The 14,855-nt window shown below is 57.2% G+C and carries 12 protein-coding genes and 1 tRNA gene; 3 read left to right on the top strand and 10 right to left on the bottom strand.

Annotated features, from left to right (window positions below):
• The 3 genes from ACR0DU_RS16200 to ehuR form a co-directional block, all read right to left on the bottom strand.
• Entirely contained in the window at positions 1-573 is a 573-nt protein-coding gene (locus tag ACR0DU_RS16200; RefSeq protein WP_170514393.1) for a TRAP transporter small permease, read from the bottom strand.
• Positions 574-702: 129 nt separating this feature from the next.
• Complete coding sequence (dctP, locus tag ACR0DU_RS16195; protein WP_170514391.1) at positions 703-1,713, bottom strand: TRAP transporter substrate-binding protein DctP; 1,011 nt, start codon at positions 1,711-1,713, stop codon at positions 703-705.
• Positions 1,714-1,889: 176 nt separating this feature from the next.
• On the bottom strand, positions 1,890-3,278 hold the full coding sequence (ehuR, locus tag ACR0DU_RS16190; protein WP_170514388.1) for a MocR-like ectoine utilization transcription factor EhuR: 1,389 nt from the start codon (positions 3,276-3,278) through the stop codon (positions 1,890-1,892).
• 69 nt (positions 3,279-3,347) lie between these two features.
• Here ehuR and ACR0DU_RS16185 point away from each other — a divergent pair, with 69 nt between their 5' ends.
• The 3 genes from ACR0DU_RS16185 (at position 3,348) to ACR0DU_RS16175 (ending at position 6,824) form a co-directional block, all read left to right on the top strand.
• A complete protein-coding gene (locus ACR0DU_RS16185; protein WP_170514669.1) occupies positions 3,348-3,830 on the top strand; it encodes an Lrp/AsnC family transcriptional regulator in 483 nt (160 codons plus the stop codon).
• Between the two features lie 115 nt (positions 3,831-3,945).
• Entirely contained in the window at positions 3,946-5,430 is a 1,485-nt protein-coding gene (locus tag ACR0DU_RS16180) for an NAD-dependent succinate-semialdehyde dehydrogenase (RefSeq protein ID WP_170514385.1), read from the top strand.
• Between the two features lie 20 nt (positions 5,431-5,450).
• Positions 5,451-6,824 (top strand): aspartate aminotransferase family protein, encoded by a 1,374-nt coding sequence (locus tag ACR0DU_RS16175; protein WP_170514381.1) that lies wholly within the window; start codon positions 5,451-5,453, stop codon positions 6,822-6,824.
• A 567-nt stretch (positions 6,825-7,391) separates the two neighbouring features.
• Here the strand turns inward: ACR0DU_RS16175 and ACR0DU_RS16170 are convergent.
• The 7 genes from ACR0DU_RS16170 to ACR0DU_RS16140 all read right to left on the bottom strand — a co-directional run bounded on the left by ACR0DU_RS16170 (position 7,392) and on the right by ACR0DU_RS16140 (position 14,843).
• A tRNA-Met gene (locus tag ACR0DU_RS16170) sits at positions 7,392-7,468 on the bottom strand.
• 82 nt (positions 7,469-7,550) lie between these two features.
• Positions 7,551-8,522, bottom strand: coding sequence for an alpha/beta fold hydrolase (locus ACR0DU_RS16165; RefSeq protein WP_480875968.1), 972 nt, complete (start codon positions 8,520-8,522; stop codon positions 7,551-7,553).
• On the bottom strand, positions 8,522-9,994 hold the full coding sequence (locus ACR0DU_RS16160; protein ID WP_480875966.1) for a flavin-containing monooxygenase: 1,473 nt from the start codon (positions 9,992-9,994) through the stop codon (positions 8,522-8,524). The genes ACR0DU_RS16165 and ACR0DU_RS16160 overlap by 1 nt, the downstream gene beginning before the upstream one ends.
• An 83-nt stretch (positions 9,995-10,077) precedes the next feature.
• Positions 10,078-10,881 carry a PaaX family transcriptional regulator C-terminal domain-containing protein gene (locus ACR0DU_RS16155; protein WP_170780943.1) on the bottom strand — a complete coding sequence of 268 codons (804 nt, stop codon included), beginning with the start codon at positions 10,879-10,881 and terminating at the stop codon, positions 10,078-10,080.
• Positions 10,882-10,934: 53 nt separating this feature from the next.
• Positions 10,935-12,959: a phenylacetic acid degradation bifunctional protein PaaZ gene (gene paaZ, locus ACR0DU_RS16150; protein WP_480875964.1), complete on the bottom strand. Its 2,025-nt coding sequence runs from the start codon at positions 12,957-12,959 to the stop codon at positions 10,935-10,937.
• Positions 12,960-12,987: 28 nt separating this feature from the next.
• A complete protein-coding gene (locus ACR0DU_RS16145) occupies positions 12,988-14,340 on the bottom strand; it encodes a TRAP transporter large permease (protein WP_010437888.1) in 1,353 nt (450 codons plus the stop codon).
• Entirely contained in the window at positions 14,340-14,843 is a 504-nt protein-coding gene (locus tag ACR0DU_RS16140) for a TRAP transporter small permease (RefSeq protein ID WP_480875962.1), read from the bottom strand. The genes ACR0DU_RS16145 and ACR0DU_RS16140 overlap by 1 nt, the downstream gene beginning before the upstream one ends.
• Positions 14,844-14,855: the final 12 nt, after the last annotated feature.

The following is a 14,855-nucleotide window of genomic DNA, read 5'->3' as shown; positions in this document are numbered from 1 at the left end:
TTAAAGCTCCAATTCCAGTTCCTGCGCATCCGCTTCGCGCAGATCCGTGGACAGATAGATGTCCGGCTCTTTGAGGTTTTGAAGGCAGGTCAATGCGTACTGAATGCCCGAGACGAGCAGCCCCACTGGGACCCAAAGAAAGCTGAGGTAAACAGGAAATCCAAGCGCAGGATAAACGCGCCCCTTCGATTGAATGCTTACGATGTATTGCACCGCATACCAGGCCAGAAGCAGCAGCAGTATCGAAGTGATCCCTGTGATGATGATCATCAGAATTTTCCGGATGCGTTTAGGCATAGCATCGGAAATGGCCGACATCCGAATATGGCGCCCGTGTCGGGCGGCGTAGCCAAGCCCCGCAAACGTCACCAACAAAATGAAAATGCTATTCAATTCTTCCGCGAAGATGATCGAGTGATTGAACAGGAACCGGCTGATGACATTGGCAATGGTATTCACGGCCATCAGGATCACGCCGATAGCCATGATCACTCGCTCCAGTGCGGCTATGCCGTTGTCCAAACTGTCGATCAGACCCGTGACGCCGCCTTTTTTGTCTGACGTGTCGTTCATTTTCTCTCCCCACTGCCAGCCGACCCGGCGCATCATTTTGATTTTTTTTGACGGCCTGCGGGCCCCGGAATTTTGGAAAGGGCCCGCAGTGCACCGCACCGTGAGAGGTTTTGGTTCTTCTGGTGCAGCCTATTGCCGCGCTGCTTCCAGATCTTTCTTCATCTGCTCAAGGATGGCCTCGCCTCGTGGCCCCGCCCGCTCGATGAATGCAGCTTCCACCAATGCAGCCCGTTCTTTGAACGCTTCGCGTTCTTCTTCCGTCAGGCGCACGATCTTGTAATCAGGATTGGATTCCTGGATCTTTTTCAGGCCGATGGCGTCCAGCTCGACCGCCACATCCAGAATGTAGTCCAGAGCTTCCTGCGATGCCTTTTGAACAAGGGCTTTGTCCTCGTCGCTCAACCCGTCATAGAATTCGGCGTTTGCCATAACGGCTGTCGTATATTGCCCGTGACCGGTATAGGTCATGACCTTGGTGAGATTGTCCAAGTCATAGGCTTCAATCCAGACCGTGGGGTTTTCCTGCCCGTCAACCATGTTGGTTTTTAGGGCCCCGATCAGTTCGCCCCATGGCATAGCAATCGGAGACGCACCAAAGGCCTTGTATGTCTCCAGAAGCAATGGTGAGGTCATGGTGCGGATTTTCATCCCCTCCATATCTTCTGGCGTTCGGAATTCTTCCATTGTGGTCACGACCATCTCGCCCTCGGGGAACATGGCCAAAAGCTCCAGACCCTGTTCGCGATAGCTGTCGTGGAACATCTCGTTGACGGCGACGCCTTCCTTGAAGAACTTGCGCACTTCCTGCGGATCTGTCGGCTGAACATAGGGTACCAGAAACGCTTCGGCCTCGGGGATCATTGCGCCTGTAAAGCCCGGCGACTGATCAATGAACTGAAGCAATCCGGCCTGTGCCTGTTCCATGGCATCAGCGGATTCCCCAAGCGAGCCGATGGGGAAGATCTGAACGGTATGATCGGAATTGGCTTCGATCACCTCTTTGAACTTCAACGCATACATGCCCTGCGGATCCGTCAGCGCCTCTTCCATGGCATAGCGCCAGTTGTCGGCGCTGGCCGAGGTCGCTCCGACCAACATTGCAAGTGCAGACGCCGCTGCAGCAAATTTCTTAATTGTCATGTTTGACTCCCTGTTTCATTGGCACGTCTCAGGTTGGCCCTGATTGGCCGCTGGTAACTTCGAGGGCGCATGACACAGCATCCGGCCCTGACGCGGCCAATGTTTTTGTGGAAATTAAAATCATGTCAATTTAATTATTAAATCATGACAATTTTATCCAGTGTTTCTCAACAAACTCAAATTGCAAGAAGCGCCGGTTCCGGCGAATTGCCTGCCAAACGGGCGATAATACTCAATCCTTTTGCAAGCTCTTGTTCTGTCCCGATTCCGACACATACGCGGACGGCTTCCGGCGCGGCCTCTTCTCCGGTCCGAAAATTCGAGGACGCCGCAACCGCGACACCTTCGTTGCGCGCATGTTCGACAAAATCCCGCGCTTTCCACGGCTCGGGCAGCGGAAGCCAGACGTGCATTCCATATGGCGAAGAGGCAAAATCAAGCGGGCCGAACTTGGATCTCACGATCGCGTTTCTGTGGTCGAGATTTTTCCTTTGCCACTTCAAAAGGGTTTGCGCCGTTCCATCTATGATCCAGCGCGTGGCGATCTCGGCCATAAGGGGTGTCGCCATCCAGTTCGTGACAAGATGCCGGTTCCGCGCGGCCGATATCATCGAGTCCGGAACCACCAGCCAGCCAAGCCGTAACCCGGGCAGCAGGCATTTGGTCACCCCGGTAAAGTAGAAGGTTTGATCCGGCGCCAGTTCAGCAAATGCCGGGGATCTTGCCGGGTTGATCGGACCCCAGGCATCGCTTTCGATGATCCAGACACCATACTTATTTGCGATGTCACACAAGGCCTGCCTACGCTCAGTCCCCGCGAAGGCGCAAGTCGGGCCGAGGCCGGATGGCATTAAAAACAAAGCTTTGACAGCTTCACCTATGCAGGCTGCTTCAAACGCCTCGGGCACGACACCTTCTGCGTCAATGGACAAACCCTGCAGGCGCAGACCCAGCGTTGAGGTCAGCGATTTGAGCGTATGGTGGCCCAGCGTTTCAGTGACAACCAGCTCGCCCGGCAAGGCGGCCGTCTGCAGTGCGACGCTCATGGCCGCGGTATTGCCATTTGTCGGAATAACGCGCTCGGGGTCGACCGGCACCCCGCCCGATGTGATCCAGCGCGCGGCCTCGGTGACATGTCGTTCCAGTGTCGAGCGCGGTCGAAACGAAACGAGCGTGCTTTGCGGCAAGTCCTTGGACAGCTCGCTCAGCGTCCGGGCCATACATTCTGCGTGTATGTCACCGGTGACAGGGGCGAGCATCGAGAGGTCAATAATGTCCAAACCACCCGACGTGCGATTCCACGGCACCTGAGCATCACCATCGCGCCCGCGCACAAAGCTGCCGCGTCCGACCTCTCCGCTGATGAAGCCCAAGCGGCTCAACTCGTCATAGGCACGGCTGACTGTCTGAACACTCAGCTCCAGCTCATACGACAGCGCCCGATGGGTCGGAAGCTGCGTTCCGGCGGGCAAGTCGCCGCTCTCAATCGCCTCAACCAGCTTTCTCGCCAGCGAGCGGTAAGCCGGGCGCACCAGATCTTGTTTTTGTATCGGCCATTTTGTCATGATATTATCCTGAATAATACCAATACAATTGACAAGTACATTCCGATTTCGGATTGGTTTCATATGAGCATGCAACTTGACAATCGGGACCTCGAAATCCTGCGCATCCTGAGCCGCGAGGGTCGGATATCGAAAACCGAGCTCGCCAAGCGCGTGAACCTCTCTCCGACACCCTGTTGGGAGCGTTTGAAACGATTGGAGAATTCAGGGCTGATCCGGGGCTACCGCGCAGATATCGAGCTTTCGGCGCTCGGACCCAGCGTCACAATATTCGTTACTGTCGAATTGGAACGACACAGGGTGCAGGATTTTCGCGCCTTCGAAGACACGGTTATCCAGCGCGATGAGGTCACCGCCTGCTGGGCATTAGGTGGTGGGTTTGACTACATCCTGCAAGTTGTGACGAAAGACGTAGACACTTATCAACGCTTCATAGACACGCTTCTGCACGCCGATCTCGGGCTGGCGCGATACTTCACTTACATCGTCACATCGACCGTCAAGGCCAGCGCACCCCCGTTTGCCGTCCTCGATGGCACACAGAAAAAGTGATGCCTTTCCCCGGCTGATTTCAGAGAAATCGTCTACCCAAAGCCCCACAATCAGAAACACCCTCTGCGGCGTCTCGCGCTAACAAGGGTGCAGCCTTTGTCCAGGAGTTGCACCCATGCTTGCAGAAACTGACCTTACTCACGCTCCAACGGTTGATCTGGCTGATGCGTCACTGCTCAGGCATTTCGCCTATGTCGGAAATCAGTGGATTGCCGGACGCCGCCGAGAAGAATTTGGCGTCACCGATCCGGCCACAGGACATGTGCTGGGCCAGGTCGCCGCGATTGATGGCGAAGACAGCGCAGGCGCGGTCAATGTAGCCCATCGCGCCTTCACGTCCTGGGCAAAATCGCTGCCGCAGGACCGGGCAAAGGTGCTGCGCAAATGGCATGATCTGATTGTGGCCAACCGAGAGGACCTCGCGCAAATCATGACTGCCGAGCAGGGCAAGCCAATCTCGGAGGCGCGCGGCGAAATCGACTATGCTGCATCATTTGTTGAATTCTACGCAGAAGAAACCCGCCGACCCAATATCGAAGGGGTCACGTCGCATCTGAACACAGCCGAAGTCGAACTTTGGCGCGAACCGGTCGGTGTTGCGGCCCTGATCACACCGTGGAATTTCCCCTGCGCGATGATCACCCGAAAGGCGGCAGCAGCCATCGCTGCGGGCTGCAGCGTGCTTGTCCACCCGTCGAAAGAGACACCTTTTTCCGCGCTGGCCCTCGCCGAGCTGGCTGATCGTGCGGGTTTTCCGGACGGTGTCTTCAATGTTGTCACCGGAGACCCTGCGACAATCGTCGAGCCCTGGCTGACCGACACCCGGGTTCGGGCGCTGTCCTTCACCGGCAGCACCGAAATTGGGCGGATGCTTTATGCCCGGTCGGCGGAAACCGTTAAACGGCTGGTCCTGGAACTTGGTGGGCACGCCCCCTTCATCGTTTTCGAAGATGCCGATCTGGACGTCGCTGTGCGCGAAGCCATCAACGCGAAATTCGCGACAACTGGGCAGGATTGCCTCGGCGCCAACCGGTTCCTTGTTGCTCGACCGATCTATGATGAATTCGTCGAACGATTCGTCAAAGCCACCGCGGCGCTTTCGATGGATGCGGGGATCAACGATCCAGACCTCGGCCCACTGATGAACGCGGCAGCTGTCGCGAAGCAAGTCGAACAGGTCGAAGACGCCGTCGCGCAAGGCGCTCACTGCCTGCTCGGCGGCAAGGTATCGGACAAAGGCCCTCTGTTCTTTGAGGCCACTGTTCTTAGCAACGTGCCGAAAAGCGCAAAGATCTTCCACGAAGAGACATTTGGCCCGGTGGCAGCGATCACGCCCTTCGATACCGAGGAGGAGGCGGTCGAGATCGCAAATGCGACGGAATACGGGCTGGTTGCGTATGTCCACACACAGGACCCGCGTCGGATTTATCGAACAAGCCGGGCCTTGCAATTCGGCATGGTTGCCGTGAACCGGACCAAAATTACCGGCGCGCCGATCCCGTTCGGCGGCGTCAAACAGTCCGGGCTTGGGCGCGAAGGCGCCAGACAAGGGCTCGAGGCTTTCACAGAAATCAAATATGTCTGCCGCGACTGGGCGTGACAAAGGCGAGGAACAAAACAATGCTGACAAATGATCAACTGGCCGCATGGGATCGCGAGAATTTCTTTCACCCCTCAACACATCTGGCCAACCATGCGCGCGGCGACACGCCGTCTCGAGTCATCACGGGCGGGGAAGGTGTGTATATCGAAGACCGCGATGGCAAGCGTATGCTGGACGCGTTTGCCGGGCTCTATTGCGTCAACGTCGGCTATGGACGACAGGAAATAGCCGACGCAATTGCCGAACAAGCCAAAGAGCTGGCTTACTATCACGCCTATGTCGGCCATGGTACAGAGGCGTCGATCACGCTAGCCAAACTGATTCTGGATCGCGCGCCGGATCATATGTCCAAGGTATACTTCGGACTGGGCGGCTCCGATGCGAATGAGACCAACATCAAGCTTGTCTGGTACTACAACAACATCCTCGGCCGCCCTGAAAAGAAGAAGATCATCAGCCGGTGGCGGGGGTATCACGGATCAGGCCTAATGACCGGTTCACTCACCGGGTTAGAACTCTTCCACAAGAAATTCGATCTGCCGCTGGCGCAGGTCATTCATACCGAAGCGCCGTATTACCTGCGCCGCCCCGAGGCGGGCATGAGCGAACAGGAATTTTCCAAATGGTGCGCCGCGCGCCTCGACGACCTGATCCTCGCCGAAGGGCCCGACACGATTGCTGCGTTCATTGGAGAACCCATTCTTGGAACCGGCGGGATCGTCCCGCCGCCTGAAGGGTATTGGGCGGCCATTCAGGAAGTGCTGAACAAATACGATATTCTGCTGATCGCAGATGAAGTGGTCACCGGCTTCGGACGGCTCGGCAGCATGTTCGGCTCGACGCACTATGGATTGCAGCCGGATATCATCACAATCGCCAAAGGCCTGACCTCGGCCTACGCGCCGCTATCCGGTTCGATCATGTCCGAAAAGATGTGGTCTGTTCTGGAACAGGGGACAGATGAAAACGGCCCCATCGGTCATGGATGGACATATTCCGCCCATCCCATCGGGGCCGCCGCCGGTATTGCCAATCTGCAGCTAATAGACTCGCTGGATCTGGTAAGTAACGCAGGTACCACCGGCGCCTATCTGAATGCCGAGATGCAAAAAGCCTTGGGTAACCATCCAAACGTCGTTGAAATACGCGGCGAGGGTATGCTCTGCGCCGTCGAATTCGCGCGTGATCCTTCATCCCGGTCGTTCTTCGAGCCCGGCAAAGGAATCGGTGCAAAGGTTGCTGGAGCACTCTTGGCAGAAGGCGTCATCGCACGAGCCATGCCGCAAGGCGACATTCTGGGCTTCGCCCCTCCATTATGCCTCACGCGCGACGAGGCCGACCGGATCGTCGAAGCAACACGCCGAGCGGTTGCTTCCACCGACTTTGCATAGGCTCATCTTTTCGTTGCCACACCGCAGAGTCTTAAGTCGAACGTGCTGGGGCACCAGGGCCAATTGAAACTCGACGCATCGGTAGCTTTTGGGTTCACTTTGAACCGCAATTGCTACCGTCGACGTGTTTGAAAGGACGCGCGCCCTGTAGCCTTTTGTGCTGATATTGTTGTGCTCTCCTCAACAGTGGTTCTGAACCAGGCTCCATAAAGCGGTCGTTGGACCAATGGCCGGTCTGTCCGCAACTGGATCTTTGAGGGCGTGGTGTCCGCGGCGGCTTGCATGAATGGCCGGTCTTCCCGCCGCACAGCAGCATCGAGATTGACGCGGTTGCAGCGATTTCTACGCTGCGTGCGCACGCAGCACAAAACTCGAATTCACAGGGTGGGCTCCGAGTAGTCTTTCGCTGCGGTGTGCATCAATGTCCGCTTGCAAAAAAACCAGGTGCAAAGCTCGTCAGCTGTCACCCAAAATGTCACCCAGAACCAAAATGTCACCCAGAACAAGGAGTCATCGCTACTAGTGATGCCAGAATGCATCCAGTATTCTGATATTGTTAAGGGAATTTGGTAGCGGAGGAGGGACTTGAACCCCCGACACGCGGATTATGATTCCGCTGCTCTAACCAACTGAGCTACTCCGCCACGAGTGAGAGGCGATGTAAGCGACGGACCGGAGAGGGTCAAGAGGGAAATGAGGGTCTGATGGGATTCTTTATGTGCGCTTTCAGTGAGGGTTTTGTTTTGCCATGTCGGCGTGGGCCATGCCGGCGATTTGGCGGATGAAACGTGCGCAGATATCAGGCTCAGTGATCAGGATCATGTGACCTCGGTGTTCCAGTTTTTCGAAGGTGAGGCCGAATTTCGTCATTGATGCACCGTGTGTCTCAGCCGACAGGATCGGATCTTCGGTGCCGAACAGGATGCCTCCGGGCGTTTTCAGATCACTGTATCGTTGGGCTAATTCACCCATGCTGCTTTCTACGCCGATGACGTCTTGCGACGCGGTTATGAAGGCCGAAGGTCGCAGGCCCAGAGCGCCCCCTGCGCGGTTTAGAAAATCGGCAGGCGCGGGTTCGGGGGCGAAGACATCTTTCAGGACCAGCGGTGCTGTTTTACGGGCCATCGGGACGGCGATGGTGTTTCCGATCAGGCTACGCAACCAATCCGTGCGGATTTCCAGTGGCTTAAAGACGGCAGGCGGTTCGGGCATCTGCTGCGTGAGAGGGGCCAGAAGTGCCAGTGCCGAGATAGTGTCGGGATAGTCCAATGCCATTGCCAGCGATAGCGCTCCGCCAAGCGAATGGCCAACCAGTATCGCCTGGTCGACGTTCTTGGTTTCCAGAAACGCGTGGATCATCCGGGCCTGTTCAGGCAGGGCGGCCAGCGCAGCGGTATCACGGGTTGAGTAACCGCAGCCTGGTCGGTCGACCGCGAGAACGTGATAGTCCTCTGCCAGATCATCCATCAATGCGTATGTAAAGTGCTGCAATTGGCCCGAGAGGCCGTGGATCATGACAATGGTCGGGTTGGCGGGGTCGCCCTTTTCGACATAGTGGATGCTACCGCCTCGAACGGGCACGATTTGCCCCAATTGTGGCACCATCTCGATCCCTTGACGGGTCAGGCGGCGCGTCCAGAGGTTCATGCACAGCAGGAAAGCCGCCAGCAGCAGGACAATCGTCAGCAGGATCGACATCATGGGTCTCCGATTGTTTCTCTTACAGAATGGTATTGTTCGAGCCCGGATCGCGCCATGCGTTTTCTGAACTCGGACACAGTGCCCGGCCAAAGCGTTGTATTGCGCCCCTCAGCGTCCTGATACCATGAGGTGCAGCCACCTGATTGCCAGACGCTTTCGAGGTGACGGTCCTGCATCTCTTTCGTAAACGCCGCCTGTTTGTCGGTTTTCGGGGTGATGGTACGAAGACCACCCTCCTGCATTTCTGTTAGAACACGACCTATATGAGCCACCTGTGCTTCGATCATAAGCACGACAGAGTTGTGCCCCAGCCCGGTATGCGGGCCGAGTAACATGAAGAAATTAGGAAACCCGGCAATTGCGGTGCCAAAGTTGGCCTGCATACCCCCTGACCAGGCCTGTTTCAGTGTCCGATCATTGGTTCCAGTTATGTCGAGATTATCGACCACATCAGTGACATGGAATCCAGTTCCCCAGACCAGAACATCAGCGATGAACTCGCGGCCGTCACCCGCGATGATGTGATCACCTTCGACCCTGGAGACGGCATGCGGCACCACATCCACGTTGTTTCGTGCCAGTGCCGGATACCAGTCATTTGAGCTGAGGATGCGTTTACATCCAATTGTGTAGTCAGGCGTCAGCGCGGCTTTCAGGTCTGGATCGGTGATCGCGCCGTCCAAGGCCTGGCGCCACATTTTCATTGCAAAATCGACAGCCCGCGGTTCGCCCCGAAACACGCGATGACGAAACTCAAACAGCATATAGATCAGTTGGCGCCGGATGCGGGGCAGCACTGGGAAGTACCGATACAAGCGGCGCACCCATGGTGCAATCGGGCCGTCCGGGCGAGGCAGAACATAGGGCGCGCTGCGTTGGAAGATGGTGACCTGCGCCGCAGTTTTAGCGATCTCGGGGACGAACTGAACGGCTGAAGCTCCAGTACCGATCACAGCCACTCTTTTACCAGCAAGCGAAACATCGTGATCCCATTCTGCGGAATGGAAGCTAGGGCCGGGAAAGCTATCAGCGCCGGGGATTTGCGGGATGCGCGGCACGTGCAGCGCGCCGATAGCCGAGACCAGAAACCGCGCTGAACAATGGTGACCGTCCGCTGTCTCGACCTGCCATCGCGCACCATCCCACCGCGCAGATTTGAGTTTCCGATGAAATTGACAGAGTTCGTACAGCCCCTCATCCCGCGCGATTTTCTGTAAATAGGATTGGATTTCGGCACCACCTGCATAGGCGCGGCTCCAATCCGGGTTCAGATGTGTCGCCATCGAGTAGAGATGCGAGGGGATATCGCAGGCGACGCCAGGATAAGTATTTTCTCGCCATGTACCGCCGATGTCGGCTGCTTTCTCCAATATGACAATATCTGCGATGCCGCGCTTTCGCGCCTCAATTGCCATAATTAACCCGGAAAAACCTGCGCCGATGATAAGCATATCTGTTTGCTTCGTCATCCTTCGGCCTCCTCCGTATGCGCTCCACTCGGCTTATCAGATGATAAAGGTGGCAAACGCATTTTGAACAGAGTGCCGTTTGGTCAACCACTCCCGCTTAGAATGGCAGCTGAGGGCCGTGGAAGCAGATCAAGCATGCGAATAATGCTGTTTCGACAGGCAGGGCCGACCCAATCCGGTGGGTAAAAGGCTGCGGGCAGGTCCGGTTGGCGCAGCACCACACGCCGCCATCGATGCACCAGCAGAGTCCGTAATGTGGCGCTCTGCAATGGTGTTGGTGTCCATTCCTCGGGGTGAGTTTTTGCTGCGTTCTGGACTGCAGTTAGCAATGCCCGGCACGAAGCGCGCAGCTCGGGTGGGCATAACCGATCCTGAATCCACTTCGGGGCTGTTTGCGGCGAGATATCCAGCGCAAGTAATCCTTCCGCCTGAAGCGGAGCCGCACCTGCCCTCATTGCTATGTTGCGTCCGATTGGAATATAGTCATCGCTGAGCATTACATCGTCAAGCAACTGCGTACCCGTTCCGTCCTCTGCAATCAGCAGATGCCAATGTTCAACAGGCGCCGAGTCACGCGCATAAATGCGCGGTGTGACAGCCGCTGATTGGGTTCTGCCAAATTCCGAGAGGACATGGCGCGAGACGCGACCGATCCGGTCACTCTCGATCCAACCGTCCTTGCGCAATCGGTGGAGCGCCACCCGGATCGCTTCGGGTTTGATGCCCATCGGTTCAATGATCTGGGTCAGCGCGCCGCCTGAAATCTGCGCGCCCGGTTCCTGTGCCATATCTCCGAACAAAGAGACAATAATCGACCAGACCCGCTGGTCTTGCGGATCCACTAGATCGGCTACGGCCGTTTCGAACCATGAGCTTTGATTGGTCATGGGACCAGTTTAACCCATTAGGCCCAATAAGAAAAACAGGTTACGCTACCGAGTTAGCGGGCATTCATAGTCAAAAGTTCGTATTCTGCGACCGGCTCGTCATCCTGATTGGTCAGGGACACGTGCCAGCGAACCTCACCATAATCGTCATTGCGTGGGGTTTTCTGCTTGACCGTCAAACGCACTTTGATGCTGTCCCCGGCGACGACCGGCTTCATGAACCGCAACCCGTCCAACCCGGTATTGGCCAACACCGGCCCCTCGTTCGGTTCAACAAACAAGCCCGCCGCGAAGCTGAGCAAAAGATAGCCATGCGCCACACGACCGGGGAAGAACGGGTTTCGCGCCGCCGCGTCCTCGTCCATATGAGCGTAGAAGGTATCACCGGTGAAATTGGCGAAGTGTTCGATTTCCTCCAGCGTGATTACGCGCGAGGCGGTGTGCAGCGACTCTCCGACCTGCAACTCACCGAATTTACGAGTGAACGGATGTGCCGGACCTTGGATTTCAGGCGCCCCAGGCACCCATTTGGTGCTGATACCACTGAGCATGCGCGGCGAGCCCTGAATGGCGGTGCGTTGCATAAAGTGTTTCACACCGCGCACGCCGCCCATTTCCTCACCGCCGCCCGCGCGGCCCGGCCCGCCATGCACCATATGCGGAAGAGGAGAGCCGTGGCCGGTCGATTCTGCCATCGAGTCGCGGTCGTTGATGTAAATCCGCCCGTTATAGGCCGCGGCCCCCATCACCACATCCCGCGCAACCTCAGTGTCGTGGGTAATCAGTGAGGTGACCAGAGACCCCTGCCCGCGATTGGCCAGTGCCACCGCATGATCCAGATCGCGGTAACCCATCAAGGTTGAGACCGGGCCGAACGCCTCGGTATCGTGCACGCGCTGCGCCTTGTCGGGGTCAGCGCAGTGAAACAGCATTGGGGGAACGAAGGCCCCAGTTTCGGGGCCGTTCAGGTCGAACGCGTCGGGGTTTCCATAAACCCGCTCAGCCTCTTGCCCGATCAGGTTGGCCTTTTCCAAAACGTCTACTTTTTGTCCGTTCGACACAAGTGCGCCCATGCGCGTGGTCTCGGCCCGCGGATCGCCGATGGTGATCTTCGCCAACCGCTCCGAGAGCGCGGAAATCACGGCGTCGACCTGACTATCGGGCGCAATGATGCGTCGGATAGCGGTGCATTTCTGGCCCGCCTTGGTGGTCATTTCACGAGAGACTTCCTTAACGAACAGATCGAATTCCGGCGTGCCGGGCTCTGCATCCCGGCCGAGGATTGAAGCATTCAAGCTATCCTGCTCAGCAACGAACCGGACTGAGTTCTGCAAGATCGCAGGTGTCTGGCGTAGCTTCAACGCGGTGTTCGCCGAACCGGTGAAGCTGACCACATCCTGACAGCTTAAGTGATCGAGCATATCTCCCAACCCGCCTGACACCAATTGCAGCGCACCGGCGGGCAGGATGCCACTGTCCAGAATTATCCGCACGGCCAGTTCGGTGACATAACAACTATTGGTGGCTGGTTTCACGATGGCAGGAACGCCCGCCAAAAGTGTTGGAGCGAGTTTCTCCAACATGCCCCATACCGGGAAATTGAACGCGTTGATGTGGACCGCAACACCCTGCAGAGGGGTGCAGATATGTTGCCCCAGAAACGTGCCGTTGCGCGACAGTTGCTCGATATCTCCATCCAGGTAGACCTGCGCGTCGGGCATCTCGCGCCTACCCTTGGAGGCGAAGACAAACATCGTGCCGATGCCACCGTCTATATCGATCAGGTGGTCCTTCTGCGTGGCCCCGGTTTCGAAACTCAGGTCGTAAAGGGCTTGTTTGTGCGCTGACAGCTCTTGCGCCAGTGCCTTGAGCATCCGGGCACGATCATGAAACGTGAGTTTGCGTAGGGCTGGGCCACCGGTGTTGCGTGCATAATCAAGCATCGCCTGCACGTCGAGCGCCGCGTTGCCAGCGCTGGCAAACGGTGCGCCGGTGATGGCGGATGCGATGGTGCGTGCGCCTTCTCCGGGCGCGACCCAAGTGCCAGCGGCAAAGCTGGAAATCTGATGCAGGGACATGATGTTCTCCTGTTTGATGAGGCGGGGCTCAGTGCCCCAGCGCGCCCATTTGCTCCGGCAGATACAGCACCACGATGGGCACCAGCACGATCAGCGCGAGGCGGAAGATATCGGCTACCCAGAACGGAGTGACGCCGCGAAAGATGGTTCCTGTCGAGACGTCGCCCACAACGCCTTTCAGAATGAAAACGTTCAGACCAACGGGTGGGGTGATTAGCGAGATTTCGGTAACAACCACAACGACGATGCCGAACCAGATTGGGTCATAGCCCAGAGACGTGACCAGCGGGAAGAAGATCGGAACGGTCAGCAACAGCATCGAGAGGGATTCGAAGACGCAACCCAGAATGATATAGATACCAAGGATCATCAGGATCACGACAAACGGTGCCACATCATAGGCCGTGACCATCGCGATCAATGCCTCGGGTAAGCCAGCCAGATTGATGAAGTTCGAAAATATTTGAGCGCCGATCAGTACTGCAAACAAGGCAGACGCGGTAAAGCAAGTCTCTTTCAGCACCTCAAAGGTCGAGCCCACAGTAAGACCGCCTCGAAACAGGGCGATCAGGAAGGCCCCGGCGGCGCCCATGCCTGCAGCCTCGGTCGGTGAGAAGGTTAGGTTCAGCGGCTCAAAGTCGAAAGCTCCGTACAGCCCGCCGATCACCAGAAAGAACAACAGCAGCACGGCCCAGACCGAGCCCAGCGCGCGGATGCGTTCGGACCAGGTGGCGCGTTCCCCGGCTGGTCCGGCCTCGGGGTTGCGCCAGACGGTCCAGCGCACGGCGAAGAGGTAAAAGAGGATCCCGAGGATGCCAGGGATGATTCCCGCCATGAACAGTTTCCCGATCGAGGTTTCGGTCAACAGCCCGTAAATGACCAGAATGACCGATGGGGGGATCAGAATGCCCAACGTACCACCGGCGGCAATCGACGCGGTCGAGAGTTCATCGGAGTAGCCATAGCGGCGCATCTGCGGCATCGCGACCTTTGACATGGTCGCGGCGGTGGCCAGAGACGAGCCGCAAATGGCCGAGAACCCGCCGCAGGCTGCGACCGTGGCCATAGCGATTCCGCCGCGCATGTGGCCCAAGAAAGCGTTGGACACCGCATAAAGCTCGCGCGCCATGCCACCCTTGTTCACGAACAGGCCCATCAAGATGAAAAGCGGAACAACGGATAGACCATAATCCTGAGCAGTATCAGTGATCTGGCGGCCCACCATGGACATGGCAGCCTTCAACCCGCGCTCATCAAAGATCGATCCGCCACGTTCGTAGGCGAAGCCCAATGTGCCGACCAGTCCCATGGCAAAGACGATGGGCAGGCGCACCAGCACCAAGATCAATACAATCGCAAATCCGATCAGCGCTGCGGTCATTACATAGGCTCCGACAGTGTATCTGGGGCAAAGGCCTTTAGCAGGCCGGTAGCAATCATCACTAGTGCGGTGACGGCAACTGACAGGGTAATGAACCAGCCGATCAGGTAGGTGGGGATTGAAAGATATTCGGTCACATCCCCATAATCCCGCGCCCGCTCGGCCAAGACCCAGACGCGTTGGACCGGCCAGAACAGCATGATGCCGCTGACCACATAGATCACCACGTCCCGCGCGCGCGACAGGTGCAGACGGTGGAAGAACCCGTCGGTCAGATCGACCGCGATATGGCCGTTGGTAGTGGAGACAATCGGTAGGACTGAAAACACCAGAATGGCCATCAGAATCCGCGTCAGTTCGGTTGCGGCCTCAATGGGCGCATTGAAGACCGAACGCAGGGTCACGTCGCAAAAAGTCATTGCCATCAGGATGAACAGGGCGATGCACGCCACGATCACGGGAAGGGCGCTGGCGCGTCGCACAAGCTGGATTATCGGGGTCATGGGAAACTCGCG

It is taken from the genome of Ruegeria sp. G2 (genome assembly GCF_056533505.1).
This window is presented reverse-complemented; position numbering and strand designations above follow the sequence as displayed.